Raw genomic sequence first — 18,751 nt, forward strand, 5'->3', positions numbered from 1 at the left:
GTTTCCTCAGACGACGATATTGACCAGGCGGCCCGGAACGACGATGACCTTCTTCGCCGGCTTGCCTTCCATGAATTTCTGGGCGTCGGGATTGGCCAGCGCGGCGGCTTCGATGCTCGCCTTGTCGGCTTCGGCGGCGACGCGGATGGCACCGCGCAGTTTGCCGTTGACCTGGACGACCAGCTCGATTTCATCCTGCTTCAAGGCAGCCGGGTCGGCCTTCGGGAAGGCGGCGAGGCCGGCATCCGAGCCCGGCTTCAGCTCGGCGTAGAGCGCCTGGCCGATGTGCGGGACGATGGGGAAGAGCAGCAGCGCGGCGCTTTCCAGAACTTCCTGGGCGAGCGCGCGGCCGGCGGCATCGGCGAGGTCGCACTTGTCGTAGGCGTTGAGCAGCTCCATGACGGCGGCGATGGCGGTGTTGAACTGCTTGCGCCGGCCGTAGTCGTCGGCGACTTTGCCCATGGTCTGGTGCAGCTTGCGGCGCAGGTCGGCCTGGGCCGAGCTCAAACCGTCGTTGCTCGCGCAGGCGGCGACCAGGCCACCCTGAACGTGGTCGTAAGTCGTTTTCCACAGGCGGCGCAGGAAACGGAAAGCGCCTTCGACGCCGGCATCCGACCATTCCAGCGACTGGTCCGGCGGCGAGGCGAACATGATGAACAGACGGGCGGTGTCGGCGCCGTACTGGTCGATCAAGGCTTGCGGGTCGACGCCGTTGTTTTTCGACTTCGACATCTTCTCGGTACCGCCGATGACCACCGGCAGGCCGTCGGCACGCAAGGTGGCGCCGGTCGGGCGACCGCGCTCGTCGGTGACGACGTCCACGTCGGCCGGGTTGATCCACTGCTTCTTGCCGCCGTCGAGTTCGCGGTAGAAAGTCGGCGCAACGACCATGCCCTGGGTCAGCAGGTTGGCGAAGGGCTCGCCCAAATCGCCGATCAGGCCGACATCGCGCATCAGCTTGGTGAAGAAGCGCGAATATAGGAGGTGAAGGATGGCGTGCTCGATGCCGCCGATGTACTGGTCGATGCCGCCTTTACACCAGTACTGGACGCGCTCGTCGACCATGGCCGTGGTGTTGTCCGGGCAGGCGTAGCGCAGGAAGTACCAGGACGACTCGAAGAAGGTGTCCATGGTGTCGGTTTCACGGCGTGCGTCGCCACCGCACTTCGGACACTTGCACTCATAGAACTCGGGCATTTTCGCCAGCGGCGAACCGGCGCCGGTGATCTCGACGTTTTCCGGCAGGACGACCGGCAACTGCTCGTCCGGCACCGGCACGTCGCCGCAGCTGGGGCAGTGGATGATCGGGATCGGGCAGCCCCAGTAACGCTGGCGGCTGATACCCCAGTCGCGCAGGCGGAACTGGGTTTTCTTCTCGCCCAGGCCCTTGGCGGCGAGGTCGGCGGCGATGGCGTCGACGGCGGCTTCATAACCGAGGCCGTCGTACTTGCCGGAATTGACCAGCTTGCCCTTGACCTTGTCAGCGTAGGACTCGGCCCAGGCCTGGTCGCTGAAGGATTCACCGTCGACGGCGACGACCTGCTTGATCGGCAAGTTGTACTTCAGCGCAAAGGCGAAATCGCGTTCGTCGTGCGCCGGCACGGCCATCACGGCGCCGTCGCCGTAGCTCATCAGCACGTAGTTGCCGACCCAGACTTCAACTTTTTCTCCGGTCAGCGGGTGGCTGACGTAGATGCCGGTCGGCATGCCCTTCTTTTCCATCGTCGCAATGTCGGCTTCGGCAACGCCGCCCTTCTTGCATTCCTCGATGAAGGCGGCAAGTTCCGGATTGTTGGCGGCCGCGCGGGTGGCCAGCGGGTGTTCGGCGGCGACAGCGACGAAGGTGACGCCCATGATGGTGTCGGCGCGGGTGGTGAATACCCACAGCTTTTCATCGGCGTTGTCGGCCAGCGGGAAGGCGAAGCGCACGCCGGTGCTCTTGCCGATCCAGTTCTTCTGCATCAGGCGGACCTGCTCGGGCCAGCCCGGCAGGTTGTCGAGCTCGCTCAGCAGTTCCTCGGCGTAAGCGGTGATCTTCATGTAGTACATGGGGATCTCGCGCTTTTCGATCAGCGCGCCGGAACGCCAGCCGCGACCGTCGATGACCTGCTCGTTGGCGAGCACGGTATGGTCGACCGGGTCCCAGTTCACGGTGCCGAGCTTCTTGTACACCAGGCCCTTTTCGTAGAGGCGGGTGAACAGCCACTGCTCCCAGCGGTAGTACTCGGGCGTGCAGGTGGCGAATTCGCGCTGCCAGTCGATGGCGAAACCGAGCGACTTGAGCTGTTGCTTCATGTACTCGATGTTCGAGTAGGTCCAGCCGGCCGGCGCCACGTTGTTGGCCAATGCAGCGTTTTCGGCCGGCATGCCGAAGGCGTCCCAGCCCATCGGCTGCAGCACGTTGTAGCCCTGCATCTTGTGGAAGCGCGAGAGCACGTCGCCGATGGTGTAGTTGCGCACGTGGCCCATGTGCAGCTTGCCCGACGGATACGGGAACATCGACAGGCAGTAGTACTTGGGTTTGCTGGCGTCTTCGACGGCGCGGGCGGCACCGGTTTCGTCCCAGTGTTGCTGGGCGGCGCGTTCGAGGTCGGCCGGGGTGTATTTTTCCTGCATGGGCATGGGGAGCGTTCTTGCTGAAAGGCGTCGATCAAACCGCGAATTATAGCGGTTGCGCGGCCCGGTTTCTCCCCGGTTTTCAGCGCGTCCTGCGCTCGCCGGCAGGAAGGGGGTGTTTGCCCCGGATTTTCATCACGGTTCCCCGGGGCGGCGTCGGTACGCGGCGCCCCGGGCCGGACATCAATGACGCCCGGTCAGGCGGCTTTTTTTTGGCCGACCATGTCGTTCCAGGTGCTCTGCCAGCAACGGTAGGCGTTCTGAGCCGCCATCAGCGACAGCAGCGACATGCGGGTCTGGTGACGCCACATCCAGGTCAATTGCGGGGCCGGGTTGAGCTTGCTGGTGGACAGCGTGCCGGCTTCGTCTTCGACGATGGACAGGAAACGCTCGATGGCCAGGCCGAAGAATTCGGAACCGTCCGATTTTCCGGTCAGGTACTCGGCTTCGCCGACGGCGCGACGCCACAGCTTGAGCGCCAGTTCTTCACTGATGCCGGCCTTCTTGGCGATCCAAGGGAGGATTTTCGGTGACTTCATGCTGTTCATGGTGCTGCTCCTTCTACGATCGTGGCGGTGACCACTTCTGTATCGACTGCCTTGTGGGCAAAAAGTTTTGTGCACTGCAATATTTATTTGTTGCCAGTATACGTTCGCGTGCCCTAAGGGTCATTAGTGGATAACCCTTAAATGATTGCTGCGTTGCACAAATGCAACAAATTGGTCCGACCATTTGTCCTTCATTGGCGGCGGGCATTGTACACTGGCGGACTGTTTATGTGACCAGTCCAAACCATGTCCGACCTGCTCGCCAACCTCAATCCTCCCCAACTGCAGGCCGTGACGCTGCCGCCTGTGCATGCGCTGATCCTCGCCGGCGCCGGCAGCGGCAAGACGCGGGTCCTGACGACACGGATCGCCTGGCTGATCTCGACCGGCCAGGTCGGGCCGCATGGTGTGATGGCGGTGACTTTCACCAATAAGGCGGCCAAGGAGATGACCGCGCGCTTGTCGGCGCTGGTGCCGATCAACGTGCGCGGGATGTGGATCGGTACTTTCCACGGCCTGTGCAACCGGCTGCTGCGCGCGCACTACCGCGAGGCCGGCCTGCCGCAGACCTTCCAGATCCTCGATTCGGCCGACCAGCTGGCGATGGTCAAGCGCCTGCTGAAGAACCTCAACATCGACGACGAGAAGTACCCGCCGCGCGAGCTGTGCCATTTCATCAACGCGCACAAGGAGCAGGGCGTGCGTGCCGGCCAGGCCGAGGTGTACGACCACTACACGCAGAAACGTGTCGAGATTTACGCCGAGTACGAGGCCCAGTGCAACCGCGAGGGCGTCTGCGATTTCGCCGAGCTGCTGTTGCGCTGCTTCGAGCTGCTGCAGCGCAACGAGCCGCTGCGCACGCATTACCAGCAGCGTTTCCGGCACATCCTGGTCGACGAGTTCCAGGATACCAACAAGCTGCAGTACGCCTGGCTGCAACTGCTCGCCGGCGGCGGCGCCAGGCTCTTTGCGGTCGGCGACGACGACCAGTCGATCTACCGCTTCCGCGGCGCCGAGGTCGGCAACATGCGCGACTTCGAGCGCGACTACTGCGCCGACAACATCATCCGCCTCGAGCAGAACTACCGCTCGCACGGCAACATCCTGGCCGCCGCCAACGCCATCATCAAGTACAACCGCGAGCGCCTGGGCAAGAACCTGTGGACCGACGCCGGCGACGGCGAGCCGATCCGCGCTTTCGAAGCCTATTCGGACATCGACGAGGCGCGCTTCATCGTCGACGAGATCCGCGAACTGGTCCGTGACGGCGTGCCGGCGACGCAATGCGCCATCCTCTACCGCTCGAATGCCCAGTCGCGCGTGCTCGAACACGAGCTGTTCACCAAGGGCGTGCCCTACAAGGTCTATGGTGGCCTGCGCTTCTTCGAGCGCCAGGAAGTCAAGCACGCGCTCGCCTATCTGCGCCTGCTGGGCAACCCCGACGACGACACCGCGTTTCTGCGCGTGGTCAATTTCCCGACGCGCGGGATCGGCGCCCGTTCGCTGGAAAACCTGCAGGCCGCCGCGCACCAGATGAATTCCAGCCTCTACAACGCCGCCGCCTCGCTGACCGGCAAGGCTGGCCAGACCGTCGGCGCCTTCATCCGGCTGGTCGAGACGCTGCGTCAGGAGACCGAAAAGCTGCCGCTGCCCGAGATCATCGAGCATGTCGTCGAGAAGTCCGGCCTCGCCCAGCATTACCGGCTGGAAAAGGAAGGTCAGGAACGCCTGGAGAACCTTGACGAACTGATCAACGCCGCCGCCACCTTTGTCGACGACGAAGGCGCGATCGGCGAAGGCGGTGCACTGGCGTCCTTCCTCGCTCACGCCTCGCTCGAATCCGGCGAGCACCAGGCCGGCGAAGGCCAGGAAGCGGTCCAGCTGATGTCGGTGCACGCGGCGAAGGGCCTGGAATTTGACATCGTCTTCATCAGCGGCCTGGAGCAGGGGCTGTTCCCGCACGAGAACGCGGTCAGCGAGGGGCGCGACGGCCTGGAGGAAGAGCGCCGGCTGATGTACGTCGCGGTCACCCGTGCCCGCCAGCGGCTCTACCTGTCCTGCGCGCAGACGCGGATGCTGCACGGGCAGACGCGTTATTGCACGGCCTCGTCCTTCTTCGACGAGATACCGGAGGAGCTGTTGCTCAAGCTCAACAAGAAGGCTGCGGCCCCGGCGCCGACCTGGGGCGGTTACGCCGCCGCCAGCAGCGAGCCGGTGGCTGGCGGGCTGCGCGTCGGTCAGAGCGTTGAGCACGCCAAGTTCGGTCTCGGCGTCATCGTCGCCACCGAGGGGCGCGGCGCCGATGCGCGGGTGCAGGTCAATTTCGGCGGCGGTGCCGGCATGAAATGGCTGGCGCTGGAGTACGCCAAGCTGACGCCGGTGTGATTTCCCGCCGGCTGCGGTAGATTGGCAGGCGGCTCGGTGATACCCTCGGCATTTTGAAGCTGACCGGAACGTTTTCCGCGACCAAGGCATGATGGCGAAAATCAAGGCTGGACTCGTTTCCCTGCGCGACCTCGTGGCGACGGCGTGGTGGATATTCCTGATCGCCGGGCTCGGTTTCGTCGTTGCCTACCAGTTCGTCGAGCCGGCGCCACCGAAGCATGTGGTCATGACTGCCGGCGGCGAGAGTGGCGCGTATTACCAGTTCGCCAAACGCTACGCGGCGATCCTGGCGCGCGACGGGATCACCCTGGAGGTTCTGCCTTCGGAAGGTTCCCTGCAGAACCTGGAACGCCTGAAGAATGGCGAAGCGCAGATCGGCTTCGTCCAGGGGGGCGTCATCGAACCGTCGCCGGAGGCCGAGATCGACCAGGAGCCCGAGAGTCACGGCCTGCTTTCGCTGGGCAGCATGTTCTACGAGCCGGTCTGGGTCTTCTACCGCGGCAAGACCATCGACCGCCTGACCGATCTGCAGGGCAAGCGCATCGCCATCGGTCAGGAAGGTTCCGGCATCCGCCATCTGGCGCAACGTCTGCTCGACGACAACGAGGTCGATTTCCGCAGCAACACGGTACCGATTTCCGGCCTGGATGCCGCCGAGGAATTACAGCAGGGGCGTATCGACGCCGCCTTCATCATCGCCGCCGAGCATGCGCCGGTGGTCCAGGTGCTGCTGCGCTCGCCCGACGTCAAGCTGATGAGTTTCTCGCAGTCCTTTGCCTACGAGCGCCGCTATCCCTTCCTGACCCGGTTGACCATGCCCAAGGGCGTCGCCGACCTGGTCCGCGATTTCCCGCCCGAGGATACGCGAGTGCTGGCGCCGACGGCCAGTCTGGTGGTCAGCGAGGACCTGCATCCGGCACTGCAGAACCTGCTGTTGCAGGCAGCGCGTCAGGTCCATGGCAAACCCGGCTTCTTCCAGACCGCCAACGAGTTTCCGGCCTACATGGACGGCATGCTGCCGCTGTCGTCGGAAGCCGAGCGTTTCTTCAAGTCGGGCCCGCCCTTCCTGCAGCGCTACCTGCCGTTCTGGCTGGCGGTGCTGGTCGATCGCCTGTTCGTCCTGCTATTACCGGTGATCGCCCTGCTGATTCCGCTGATGCGGGTGGCGCCGGCACTGTATAGCTGGCGGGTGCGTTCCAAGGTGTTCCGTTGCTACGGCGAGCTGAAATTTCTCGAGGACGACCTGAAAAACCATTTCGACCGCGAGCGCCTGCCGGAATACCGCAGCCGGCTCGATGCGCTCGACGAAGAGGCGGCCGAGTTGCATGTGCCGCTGGGCTTCACCGATCTGGTCTACACCTTGCGCGAGCACGTCAATCTGGTGCGGCGCATTCTCGACAAGAAGGAGCGCGGTGCATGAAGGGCTTTCTCGTTGCCAATCCCAAGGGCGGTTCCGGCAAGAGCACGCTGGCGACCAATCTGGCCGGTTACTTTGCCAGTCGCGGCCACGAGGTGATGCTGGGCGACATCGACCGCCAGCTTTCGTCGCGCGAATGGCTGGCGACCCGGCCCTTTGAGTTGCCGACCATCGATACCTGGGCGATCGGGCCGGACAACATCGCCCGCCCGCCCAAGGGCACCTCGCACGTCGTGCTCGATACGCCGGCCGGACTGAACGGCAAGCTGCTCGACAAGGTGCTCAAGCTGTCGACCCGGGTCATCGTTCCGGTGCAGCCGTCGATGTTCGACATGCGCGCAACCCGCCATTTCCTCGAGGCCCTGCTCGACGAGAAGGCCGTGCGCAAAGGCCGCGCCGACGTCGCCGTGATCGGCATGCGGGTCGATGCGCGGACGCGTGCGGCAGCCGAACTGGAACGTTTCTTTGCCGGCTTCGATCTGCCGGTGCTCGCCTACCTGCGCGACACCCAGGTCTATGTCCAGGCCGCAGCGGCCGGCATGACCCTGTTCGACCTGCCGCGCTCGCGCGCCGAGCGGGACATCGAGCAGTGGCAGGCGATCATCGAATGGGTCGAGCGCCCACTGTGACGAGACGCACATGCTGAAATATCTCCTCTTGCTGGTCCTGCTGCTGATCGTCTGGTGGGCGTGGAAAAAGCGCACCGGGGATGACAGCGGCGGCAATGACGCGCCACCGCGGACACCGGAACGGATGGTGCGTTGCGCCCATTGCGGCGTGCATCTGCCGGAGAGCGACGCTGTCGTCGACGGTGATGTGCACTTCTGCAACGAGGCGCACCGCCGGGCCGGGCGCCACAGCGGCGACTGATCGTGCAGGGCTGGCTGACCACCACCTGGGAGCCCAACTGGCGCTCCTTCCGCTACTTCGTGCTGTATCGCCTGTTGCTCGGCGGCCTGTGCCTGCTCGGCCTGGTGTTTCCGGGCGAATGGAACGTCCGTCTCAACCTGTTGCCTTCGGTCTTGCTGTATACGCTGGTCGGGGCCTATTTCGCCGCCATGGTTTCCGGGTATTTCCTGGCCCGCTTCTGGCAGCAGCATTTCAATTTCCAGCTATCGTTCCAGGTCCTCGCCGACGTCCTGGTGATCAGCGTCCTGATGTTCATCGCCGGCGGCGTCAGCAGCGGGCTTGGACTGGTCCTGCTGATCTCGCTGGCGGCGGCCAGCCTGGTCGGCCAGGGGCGGCTGGTGCTCTTCTACGCGGCGTTGGCGACCTTGGCGGCGCTGATGTCGCAGAGTTTCGGCATCCTCTATCGCGGCTTCGACCCGGGTAGCATCGTCCAGGCCGGCTTCCTGTCGGCGGGGTACTTCGCGACCGCCATCCTGGCCCGCCTGCTCGGCCAGCGCATCATGATCAACGAGGATCTGGCGCGTCGCCGCGGCATCGCGCTGGACAACCAGATCCGCATCAATCAGCGGGTGGTCGAACGCATGCAGGATGGGGTGCTGATCGTCGCACCCGATGGCCAGGTCGTTCGCTACAACCCGATGGCTGCGCGCCTGCTCGGCTTGCCGTCGGTGGCCGGGCAACTGGTCGACAATGCGCCGACGCTGGCCGCCGGGCTAGCGCACTGGCTGGCCGGCGGTGATGATAGCGTGCTGTTTTTCGGCGCCGGCAACAGCGAGCTGGGGGCGCGCTTCGAGTCCACCGCCAGTTCCGACGGCGATGTCCTGATCTTTGTCGAGGATGTCGGCCGGATCAAGGAGCAGGCCAAACAATTGAAGCTAGCCGCGCTCGGGCGATTGACGGCGAGCATTGCGCACGAAATCCGTAATCCGCTGTCGGCCATCAGCCATGCCTCGGAATTGTTGCAGGAAGAGCGGCGCGGCGAGATTTTCGAGCGGCTGCTGCGCATCATTGGCGACAACACGGCCCGGTTGGACCGGATCGTCAGCGACGTGCTCGAACTTGGCCGGCAGAATCAAGCCCAGGTGGAAATCATCGCCCTGCGCGAGTTTCTCGGCAATTTTGCCGTCGAACTGCTGGCCAACGAGAACCTGCCGGCATCCACCATAGCGCTGGATGTTCCGCCGGGCAAGATGATCTGCTTTGACCGCTCGCATCTGCACCAGGTGCTCTGGAACCTGGTCGGCAATGCCTTGCGGCATGCCTCGCGCGGGCCGGGGTCGGTCCGGATCGTGTTTGCCGGGGAAGACGTGCCGGGGCGGGTAGAATTGCATGTGATCGACGACGGCCCCGGGGTCCCCGAAGCCTTGCGCGACCAGATTTTTGAGCCGTTCTTCACCACCCATACGCTCGGTACCGGGCTCGGCCTGTTCATCGCGCGCGAATTGTGCGTGGCCAACGGCGGTGCGCTGGTCCTCAGGGCGGGGGGCGGGGGTGGCCATTTCATTGTTTCCGGGAGAAGCGATACGTGTCAGTCAGCCGTAGCGAACGACGCCCTCGCGGCGAGTTGAACCGTGTCCTCGTCATTGACGACGAGGCCGACATCCGCGAATTGATCGACCTGACCCTGGCCCGCATGGGGCTGGCGGCGGAATGCGCCGGCTCGGTTGCCGAGGCCAAGGCATTGCTGGCAGCGTCCTCCTTCCAGTTGTGCCTGACCGACATGCGCCTGCCGGACGGCGAGGGGCTGGAGATTGTCCGTTACATCGGCGAGCATCATCCCAGCCTGCCGGTGGCGGTGATCACCGCCTGGGGCAGCGCCGAAAATGCCGTCGCCGCACTCAAGGCCGGTGCCTTCGATTACCTGGCCAAGCCGGTCGGCCTGGAGCAGTTGCGGGCCCTGGTCCGCTCGGCTTTGCGGCTGCCCAGCGAAAGCGGTCAGAGCGACGAATTGCGGGCGCTGACCGGCGATTCGCCGAGCATGCAGCAGGTCCGCGAGATGATCGAGAAAATGGCGCGTAGCCAGGCGCCGATCTATATTTCTGGCGAGTCCGGCTCCGGCAAGGAACTGGCGGCGCGCCTGATCCACGCCCGCAGTGCGCGCAGCAGCGGACCCTTTGTCCCGGTCAACTGCGGGGCGATTCCCGAAAACCTGATGGAGAGCGAGTTCTTCGGTTACCGCAAGGGTGCCTTTACCGGTGCCGACGGCGATCGCGACGGCTTTTTCCAGGCGGCCAACGGCGGCACCCTGTTCCTCGACGAAGTCGCCGACCTGCCGCTGGCGATGCAGGTCAAGCTGCTGCGTGCCATTCAGGAGAAGCGTGTGCGCAAGGTCGGCAACGTCACCGAAGAGCCGGTCGATCTGCGCATCATCTGCGCCACCCATCGCAATCTGCGCGAATGCGTCGACCAGGGCAAGTTCCGCCAGGATCTCTACTACCGGCTCAACGTCATCGAATTGCGCATGCCACCCTTGCGTGAGCGGATGGAAGATATCGCGCCACTGGTCGACAGCATTCTCAACAAGCTGTGCGGCGCAGCGCATCCGCGGCTGTCAGCATCGGCGATCAAGGCGCTGCAGTTGTATTCCTTCCCCGGCAACGTGCGCGAACTGGAGAACATTCTTGAGCGGGCGACGGCGCTCTGCGGCGGCGACGAAATCGGTCCCGAGGACCTGCACCTCGAACCCGAGGAGGTTGGCGGAGGCGGGGGCGATGGTCAGGGACGCGGCAGCGAAAGCCTGGACGAATACCTGAACCGCCTGGAGCGCCACGCCATCCTGGAAGCCCTGCAGCAAACCGAGGGCAACCGCACGGCGGCGGCGCGCTTGCTCGGCGTGACTTTTCGCTCCCTGCGTTATCGGCTGGAACGGCTGGGTATCGAATGAGCTGGTGCGACGGCGGCTGGTGGCTTGCGGCTGAACGGCTGGACTCGCCCAACTTTGGCGAGCGGCCACCGGCCGCTGAAGTCTCGCTGGTCGTCGTCCATAACATCAGCCTGCCGCCCGGCGAATTTGGCGGCAACTGGGTCGAGGATTTCTTCCTCAACCGCCTTGATGCCGGCGCCCATCCTTACTTTGCCGAGATTGCCGGGCTGCAGGTATCGGCGCATTTCTATGTCCGCCGCGACGGTCGTGTCGTCCAGTTCGTCGGCTGCGACCAGCGTGCCTGGCACGCCGGCCGCTCGGCCTGGTGCGGACGGGACAACTGCAACGACTACTCGGTCGGTATCGAACTGGAAGGTTGCGACGAACTGCCGTTCACCGATGCCCAGTACGCCGCCTTGTGGCCCTTGCTCGATGCCTTGCGCCAGCGTTATCCGATTGCCGCCGTCGCCGGTCACAGCGATATCGCGCCGGGACGCAAGAGCGATCCCGGGCCGCATTTCGACTGGGCGGCGCTGGCCGCCCGTCATCCCGACCTCGACTTACCGCCCGAAGTAACGGCGTAGGCGCTCGACCGCCTCGGCCAGTCGGTCAACGCCGGTGGTGTAGGCGAAGCGGATGTGTTTCTCCGGCGCGTTGGCGCCGAAATCCAGCCCCGGTGTGGCGGCGACGCCGGTTTTTTCCAGCAGGTCGCGAGCCAGCGCAAAACTGTCGGCGGCCAGCGCCGAGCTGTCGCAATACAGGTAGAAAGCGCCTTCCGGGCGGGCGGTGATGCGAAAGCCAAGTGCTTCCAGCGCCGGTGCCAGGAAATCGCGGCGACGGCGGAATTCGGCCCGACGTTCTTCCAGGATGGCGATGGTTTCCGGCCGGAAAGCCGCCAGTGCGGCGTGCTGTGCCGGCGTCGACGGGCACAGGACCAGGTTCTGCGCCAGCTTCTCGACGTCGCGCAGGTAGGGCTCGGGAATCACCATCCAGCCCAGGCGCCAGCCGGTCATCTGGAAATACTTGGAGAAGCTGTTGATCACCCAGATGTCGTCGCCGGCGGTGCAGGCGGTCGGCGCGTCGGTCTCGTAGGTGAGGCCGTGGTAGATCTCGTCGACCATGAAGTGGCCCTTGCGGGCGCGGCAGACCTCGGCCAGCGCGGCGATTTCGGGCAGCGTCAGCAGCGTGCCGGTCGGGTTGGCCGGCGAGGCAACGAGTAGACCGGTGGTTTTCTCGCTCCAGGCGGCGCCGACTTGTGCCGGGGTCGGCTGGAAGTTGCTCTGCGGGCCGACAGCAATGGCTTGCGGCCGACCTTCGTAAGTGCGCACGATATGGCGGTTACACGGGTAGCCGGGGTCGGCCAGCAGCCATTCATCGCCGGGGTTGGTCAGGCAGGCGAAGGCCAGGTTGAGCGCGCCGGAGGCGCCGTTGGTCACGGCGATGCGGCGGGCCGGTACGTCGACGCCGTAACGTTGGCGGTAGAAATCGCTGATTGCCTGGCGCAGCTCGGGTAGGCCGAAGGCTTGCGTGTACATCGTCTTGCCGCTGGCGATGGCAGCCATGGCTGCATGGGCGATCGGTTCCGGCGTCGGAAAATCGGGCTCGCCAACTTCCATGTGAATGATGTCGCGGCCCTCGGCCTGCAGTTGATGGGCGCGGGTGAACAGTTCGACGACGTGGAAGGGTTCGATATCGGCGAGACGGGCGGCAGGACGGTACATGGGCTCTCCAAAGAAAAACGGCCACCCGCGGGTGGCCGTTCGATTATCGCTCAGACGATATTCAAGCAGCGTCCTTGAAGATGCCCATTTCGAACAGTTCGCGCTTGAGCACGAGTTCGCGCGGCATCTTCTCGCCCATCTTGTCGAACCACTCCTTGTGGCCGGCCAGTTCCGCCTTCCAGGCGTCGGCGTCGATGGTGGTCAGGGCCTCGAAATCATCCTTGTTGATGTCCAGGCCGGTCCAGTCGATGTCTTCGAACTTCGGCATCCAGCCGAGCACGGTTTCCTTGGCGGCAACCTTGCCCTTGCAGCGGTCGACGATCCACTTCAGCACGCGCATGTTGTCGCCGAAGCCCGGCCACATGAACTCGCCCTTCTCGTTCATGCGGAACCAGTTCACGCAGAAGATCTTCGGCGTGGCATCGACGGTCTTGCCCATCTTCAGCCAGTGGTTGAAGTAGTCACCCATGTGGTAACCGCAGAACGGCAGCATGGCGAACGGGTCGCGGCGGACGACACCTTGCTGGCCGAAGGCGGCAGCGGTGGTTTCGGAGCCGAGGGTGGCCGCCATGTAGACGCCGTAGTTCCAGTTGAAAGCCTGGTACACCAGCGGCACGGTGGTGGCGCGGCGGCCGCCGAAGATGAAGGCCGAGATCGGCACCCCGGCGGGGTCTTCCCAGGCGGCGTCGACCGAGGGACACTGGTTGGCCGGTGCAGTGAAGCGCGAGTTGGCGTGGGCTGCCTTGCGGCCGGCCTTGCCGTCTTCCGGCGTCCAGTCCTTGCCCTGCCAGTCGATCAGGTGGGCCGGGGCTTCCTTGGTCAGGCCTTCCCACCACACGTCGCCATCGTCGGTCAGCGCGACGTTGGTGAAAATGATGTTTTCCTTGAGCGTGGCCAGGGCGTTGTAGTTGGTCTTGGCCGAGGTGCCCGGGGCAACGCCGAAGAAGCCGGCTTCCGGGTTGATCGCGTAGAAACGGGTGACGCCATCTGCATCGAGACGCGGCTTGATCCAGGCGATGTCGTCGCCGATGGTGGTGATCTTCCAGCCGTTCATCGGCTCGGGCGGGATCAGCATGGCGAAGTTGGTCTTGCCGCAGGCCGACGGGAAGGCGGCAGCGACGTAGGTCTTTTCACCTTCCGGCGATTCGACGCCGAGGATGAGCATGTGTTCGGCCAGCCAGCCCTGGTCGCGGGCCATGTTGGAGGCGATGCGCAGCGCGAAGCACTTCTTGCCGAGCAGGGCGTTGCCGCCGTAGCCGGAGCCGTAGGACCAGATTTCACGGGTTTCCGGGTAGTGCACGATGTACTTGACGGTCGGGTTGCACGGCCAGGCGACATCCTTCTGACCGGCTTCGAGCGGGGCGCCGACGGTATGCACGCAGGGGACGAATTCGCCGTTGGTGCCGAGCACGTCAAACACCTTGGCGCCCATGCGGGTCATCGTGCGCATGTTGGTGACGACGTAGGCCGAATCGGTGATTTCCACGCCGATGTGGGCGATCGGCGAACCGAGCGGGCCCATCGAGAACGGGATGACGTACATCGTGCGGCCCTTCATGCAGCCCTTGAACAGGCCGTTCAGGGTTTCGCGCATCTTGGCCGGTTCTTCCCAGTTGTTGGTCGGGCCGGCGTCTTCCTTGTTGGCGGAGCAGATGTAGGTGCGGTCTTCGACGCGGGCAACGTCGGACGGGTCGGAGAAGGCCAGGTAGGAGTTCGGGCGCTTTTCCGGGTTCAGCTTGATCAGGGTGCCGGCTTCAACCATTTCCGCACACAGACGGTCATACTCTGCCTGCGAACCATCGGCCCAGTAGATGCTGTCGGGCTGGGTCAGCGCAGCAATCTCGGCGACCCATTGTTTCAGGCCTTCGTGTTTGACGTAATCTGGTGCATTCAGCGGTGCGGTCATGGCGATGTCTCTCTCTAAGTTACTGAAATAGCTAGGTTTCACGCCAGTCGCCGGGAGCTGCCACCAAGACTGCGAGCGGCTGGAGGCCGTCGGCTGGGAAGCCCGTAATTATGCATCAAGTCAGGGTAAATAGCTACTTGACTTTTCGTGTCTAAGTGATGTCCGAAATGAATAAAATTCGTCAAGCTGCTATAATTTATCGCATCACAAAACCGTATTTCACGATATAAAACGGAGGAAGACATGGATCCCAGGCAACTGCGCGAAGCCGCGCTTTACTATCACCGTCATCCTAAGCCGGGCAAGATTGCGGTCACGCCGATCAAGCAGCTGACCAATCAGTACGATCTGTCGATGGCTTATTCGCCGGGCGTCGCCTTCGCCTGCGAAGAAATCGTCGCCGATCCGGCCGAAGCCAGCACCCTGACCGCCCGCGCCAATCTGGTTGGTGTCATCACCAACGGCACCGCCGTCCTCGGCCTCGGCCCGATCGGCCCGCTCGCCGCCAAGCCGGTGATGGAAGGCAAGGGCGTACTGTTCAAGAAATTCGCCAACATCGACGTTTTCGACCTTGAAATCGACGAGCGCGATCCGGACAAGCTGATCGAGACCATTGCCTCGCTGGAGCCGACCTTCGGTGGCATCAACCTTGAGGACATCAAGGCGCCCGAGTGTTTCTATATCGAGAAAAAGCTGCGCGAGCGGATGAAGATTCCGGTCTTTCACGACGACCAGCACGGTACGGCGATCGTCGTCGGCGCGGCCATCCTCAACGGCTTGCACCTGATCGGCAAGGACCTGTCCAAGGTCAAGATCGTCACGTCCGGTGCCGGCGCTGCGGCGCTCGCCTGTCTTGACCTGTTGGTCATGCTGGGGGCGCCGGTCGAGAACATCTGGGTCACCGACATCAAGGGCGTGGTCTACGAAGGTCGCGTCGAGGAAATGGATGAGATCAAGGCGCGCTACGCCAAGAAGACCGACGCCCGGTCGCTGGGTGAGGTGATCGCTGACGCCGACGTCTTCCTCGGTCTGTCGGCCGGCGGCGTGCTCAAGCCGGAAATGGTCGCGAAAATGGCACCCCGGCCGGTGATCATGGCGCTCGCCAACCCGACGCCGGAAATCCTGCCCGAGCAGGTCAAGGCCGTGCGCGACGACGCGATCATGTGTACCGGCCGGTCGGACTACCCGAACCAGGTCAATAACGTCCTCTGCTTCCCGTTCATTTTCCGCGGTGCGCTCGACGTCGGTGCGACGACGATCACCGAGGAAATGAAGATGGCGGCGGTCAAGGCCATCGCCGAACTGGCCCGTGCCGAGCAGTCGGATGTGGTCGCTTCGGCCTACGGCGAGAAGATTTCCGGCTTCGGCCCGGAATACCTGATTCCCAAGCCCTTCGACCCGCGTCTGATCGTCAAGATCGCGCCGGCCGTGGCTCAGGCCGGCATGGACTCGGGCGTGGCGACGCGGCCGATCCAGGATTGGGACGCTTACCTGCAGGGCTTGAACGAATTCGTCTATCACTCCGGTCTGATCATGAAGCCGGTGTTCGCCCAGGCCCGCCTGGCGCCCAAGCGCATCGTCTTTGCCGAGGGCGAGGACGAGCGCGTGCTGCGCGCGATCCAGGTCATCCGTGACGAGGGAATCGCCCGTCCGGTGCTGATCGGCCGTCCGGCCGAAATCCTGCGGCGGATCGAGGCTGCCGGCCTGCGCATCCGCGAAGGCGAGGATTTCGAGATCATCCACTCGGAGAACAATGCCTTCTTCGACGCCCACTTCGACGAGTTCTGGCAGACCTACTACGGCATCATGCAGCGCAAGGGCGTCTCGCCCGACTACGCGCGCCGGGAAGTGCGCCGCCGCAACACGCTCTACGGCGCCTTGATGGTCCGCCTTGGTTACGCCGATGGCCTGATCTGCGGTACTTTCGGTCGTCACGACACGCATCGCGAATATGTCGAGAATGTCATCGGCACCCGCGCCGAGCACGATCGCTACTACACGATGAACCTGCTGCTGCTGCCCGGTCGTACCGTGTTCATTGCCGATACCTATGTGAATTACGATCCGAATGCCGAGCAACTGGTCGATATGACCTTGATGGCGGCCGAGGAAATCCGCAATTTCGGTATCGTTCCCAAGGTGGCACTGTTGTCGCATTCCTCTTTCGGTACCGAGAACACGCCGACTGCGGTGAAGATGCGCGAAGTGCTGGGCGAGCTCAATCGTCGGGCGCCGGAACTCGAAGTCGAAGGCGAAATGCACGGCGATGCTGCACTCGACGAGCAGATCCGTCAGGTGACCTTCCCCAATTCGCGCCTCAAGGGGCAGGCCAATCTGCTGGTGATGCCGACGCTGGACGCGGCGAACATCTCGTTCAACCTGCTCAAGGTGGCGGCCGGCGACAACCTGACCGTCGGGCCCATCCTGCTCGGGGCAGCACGGCCGGTAAACATCCTGACGCCGACGGCCACCGTCCGCCGCATCGTCAACATGACGGCGTTGACCGTGGTTGACGCCTCCTGAGTAAGTGCCTCAGTTTTCGCCGCTATCTCGATGGTTTGATTGAAATTTTGTTCCGTGCGCTTAAACTCGGATAAAATCGCAGCCAAATCTTGGAGAGTTTTTACATGCGGCGAAAACTGTGGCTTCTGCTGACATCCCTGGCGCTGGTTCTGGCGCCATTGCCGGTTATCGTGGGCAAAGCTGAAGCTCAGACGAACAAGCCCAAGCAGTCGGCTGCCAAGAAAGCACCGGCGGCCGCCAAGCAAGCCAAGAAAACGAACAAGAAAACCGTCGCCAAGCATCAAGGTGCGGTGCGCCACGTTGCGGTCAGCGACGATCCGACCCGCCTGGCCATCCAGTCATCGGCTGCCCTGGTTCTGGATCAGAGCAGCGGTCGGGTGCTGGTCGAGAAGCATCCGGATGCGGTGGTGCCCATCGCCTCGATCACCAAGCTGATGACGGCGATGGTCGTGCTCGATGCCGGTCTCGACATGGAAGAAGTGATTTCCATCAGCAATGCCGACATCGACGATCTCAAGGGTACCCGCTCGCGTCTGCCGGTCGGTACGACGATGACGCGCGAAACGGCGATGCTGCTGGCGCTGATGTCGTCGGAAAATCGCGCGGCCAATGCGCTCGGCCGCCACTATCCCGGCGGTTTGCGGGCTTTCGTTGACGCCATGAACCGCAAGTCGCGCTCGCTGGGCATGTTCGACACGCGCTTCGAGGAACCGACCGGCCTCTCCAGCAATAACGTGTCTACCGCTCACGATCTGGCGCGCATGGTGGCCGCCGCCGCGCGCTACCCGCACATCCGCATGTATTCGACCACGGCCGAGGCCAAGCTGGAACTGAGCGGGCGCATCCAGACCTTCGGCAATACCAATGCGCTGGTCCGCAGCGACAATTGGCAGATCGGCCTGTCGAAGACCGGTTACATCTCCGAAGCCGGACGTTGCCTGGTGATGCAGGCCTGGGTCGCCGACAAGCCAGTGGTCATCGTGCTGCTCGATTCGCAGGGCAAGATGACCCGCGTTGGCGACGCCAACCGGATCAAGCGCTGGATGGAAAGTGCCGGCCTGAAGCCGGTCGCCACGCCGGCCTGACCCGCCTGCCGGTGGCAGGCATCAATTGCGGTGGTGTACGTAGCCCAGGGCTTGTGAGACGGCGTTGGCCGTTTCCTGAACCTGGCGCGCCCATTCCGGGTTGTGACGATCGGCAGGGGCCGATACCGACAGCGCGGCAACGACCTGGCCTTCATCGTCGTGGATCGGTGCGGCAACGCACTTGAGGCCCAGTTCGGCCTCTTCGTCGTCGTAGGCGATGCCGTGGCGGCGGACCTTGTCCAGTTCCTTTTCCAGCGCTTCGAGCGTGGTCAGCGAATGCGGCGTCTTGCCCGGCAGGCCGGTGCGGCGGGCGTAGTCACGGACCTTCTGGGTGCCGTCGGCAGCCAGGAAAAGCTTGCCCAGCGAAGTCAGGTGCAGCGGCGCACGACCACCGACCAGATAAACGACACGCACCAGCGAACGTCCCGACGAGGTGCGTTCGAGATAGACGATCTCGTCGTCGTGACGGGCGCCGAGGTTGATTGCCTCGCCGATTTTTTCATGCAGTTCCTGCATGAAGGGCAGGGCGACTTCGCGGACGTTGATCCGCGATTTGACGATGTTACCGAGCTCGAGCAGGCGAATGCCCAGGCGGTAGGTGCCGGCATCCTGGCGTTCGACGAAACGGGCGTTGCACATCGCCGCGAGGATGCGGTGGGCGGTCGACGGATGGAGTTCGGTGGCGGTTGCCAGTTGCTTGAGGCTGGCCGCATCCTGCACCTGGGCAAGCGCGTCGAGCAGCGACATCATGCGCTCGATGACCTGGATAGAACCTGGC

The 18,751-nt window shown here is 63.8% G+C and carries 14 protein-coding genes; 9 read left to right on the top strand and 5 right to left on the bottom strand.

Translation table 11 applies throughout. The features are described 5' to 3' along the window. Positions 1-6: 6 nt before the first annotated feature. Positions 7-2,616, bottom strand: coding sequence for a leucine--tRNA ligase (leuS, locus tag AADV58_RS05225; protein WP_028995117.1), 2,610 nt, complete (start codon positions 2,614-2,616; stop codon positions 7-9). Between the two features lie 197 nt (positions 2,617-2,813). After that, positions 2,814-3,164 carry a hypothetical protein gene (locus AADV58_RS05230; RefSeq protein WP_028995116.1) on the bottom strand — a complete coding sequence of 117 codons (351 nt, stop codon included), beginning with the start codon at positions 3,162-3,164 and terminating at the stop codon, positions 2,814-2,816. A gap of 246 nt (positions 3,165-3,410) precedes the next feature. On the opposite strand from AADV58_RS05230, the gene AADV58_RS05235 reads away from it, so the two are divergent. From AADV58_RS05235 to ampD, 7 genes are all read left to right on the top strand, one after another. Next, positions 3,411-5,549, top strand: a complete 2,139-nt coding sequence (locus AADV58_RS05235) for a UvrD-helicase domain-containing protein (RefSeq protein WP_028995115.1) — start codon at positions 3,411-3,413, stop codon at positions 5,547-5,549. Positions 5,550-5,637: 88 nt separating this feature from the next. Continuing rightward, the gene (locus AADV58_RS05240; protein ID WP_028995114.1) at positions 5,638-6,969 is read left to right on the top strand and encodes a TAXI family TRAP transporter solute-binding subunit; all 1,332 of its coding nucleotides are present in this window, start codon (positions 5,638-5,640) and stop codon (positions 6,967-6,969) included. Further along, positions 6,966-7,595, top strand: coding sequence for a ParA family protein (locus AADV58_RS05245; RefSeq protein WP_028995113.1), 630 nt, complete (start codon positions 6,966-6,968; stop codon positions 7,593-7,595). The genes AADV58_RS05240 and AADV58_RS05245 overlap by 4 nt, the downstream gene beginning before the upstream one ends. Before the next feature lie 10 nt (positions 7,596-7,605). Next, the gene (locus AADV58_RS05250; RefSeq protein ID WP_051295407.1) at positions 7,606-7,836 is read left to right on the top strand and encodes a PP0621 family protein; all 231 of its coding nucleotides are present in this window, start codon (positions 7,606-7,608) and stop codon (positions 7,834-7,836) included. 2 nt (positions 7,837-7,838) lie between these two features. Then, positions 7,839-9,443, top strand: coding sequence for a two-component system sensor histidine kinase NtrB (locus AADV58_RS05255; RefSeq protein ID WP_245580543.1), 1,605 nt, complete (start codon positions 7,839-7,841; stop codon positions 9,441-9,443). After that, the gene (locus tag AADV58_RS05260) at positions 9,401-10,759 is read left to right on the top strand and encodes a sigma-54-dependent transcriptional regulator (RefSeq protein ID WP_028995111.1); all 1,359 of its coding nucleotides are present in this window, start codon (positions 9,401-9,403) and stop codon (positions 10,757-10,759) included. The genes AADV58_RS05255 and AADV58_RS05260 overlap by 43 nt, the downstream gene beginning before the upstream one ends. Next, positions 10,756-11,322: a 1,6-anhydro-N-acetylmuramyl-L-alanine amidase AmpD gene (gene ampD / locus AADV58_RS05265; RefSeq protein WP_028995110.1), complete on the top strand. Its 567-nt coding sequence runs from the start codon at positions 10,756-10,758 to the stop codon at positions 11,320-11,322. Before AADV58_RS05260 ends, ampD begins: the two co-directional genes overlap by 4 nt. Here the strand turns inward: ampD and AADV58_RS05270 are convergent. Both AADV58_RS05270 and AADV58_RS05275 read right to left on the bottom strand, forming a co-directional pair. Beyond that, entirely contained in the window at positions 11,299-12,459 is a 1,161-nt protein-coding gene (locus AADV58_RS05270) for a pyridoxal phosphate-dependent aminotransferase (RefSeq protein WP_341744242.1), read from the bottom strand. The genes ampD and AADV58_RS05270 overlap by 24 nt on opposite strands. A gap of 61 nt (positions 12,460-12,520) precedes the next feature. Further along, entirely contained in the window at positions 12,521-14,365 is a 1,845-nt protein-coding gene (locus AADV58_RS05275; RefSeq protein WP_028995108.1) for a phosphoenolpyruvate carboxykinase (GTP), read from the bottom strand. 243 nt (positions 14,366-14,608) lie between these two features. Here AADV58_RS05275 and AADV58_RS05280 point away from each other — a divergent pair, with 243 nt between their 5' ends. Both AADV58_RS05280 and pbpG read left to right on the top strand, forming a co-directional pair. Next, entirely contained in the window at positions 14,609-16,888 is a 2,280-nt protein-coding gene (locus tag AADV58_RS05280) for an NADP-dependent malic enzyme (RefSeq protein ID WP_028995107.1), read from the top strand. Positions 16,889-16,992: 104 nt separating this feature from the next. Then, entirely contained in the window at positions 16,993-17,973 is a 981-nt protein-coding gene (pbpG, locus tag AADV58_RS05285; RefSeq protein WP_043421361.1) for a D-alanyl-D-alanine endopeptidase, read from the top strand. 21 nt (positions 17,974-17,994) lie between these two features. Here the strand turns inward: pbpG and AADV58_RS05290 are convergent, their stop codons facing one another. Further along, the gene (locus tag AADV58_RS05290) at positions 17,995-18,723 is read right to left on the bottom strand and encodes an IclR family transcriptional regulator (protein WP_081700195.1); all 729 of its coding nucleotides are present in this window, start codon (positions 18,721-18,723) and stop codon (positions 17,995-17,997) included. Between the last annotated feature and the right edge of the window lie 28 nt (positions 18,724-18,751).

Origin of the sequence: Azonexus hydrophilus, from assembly GCF_038368255.1 — a bacterium.
GTDB lineage: Bacteria > Pseudomonadota > Gammaproteobacteria > Burkholderiales > Rhodocyclaceae > Azonexus > Azonexus hydrophilus.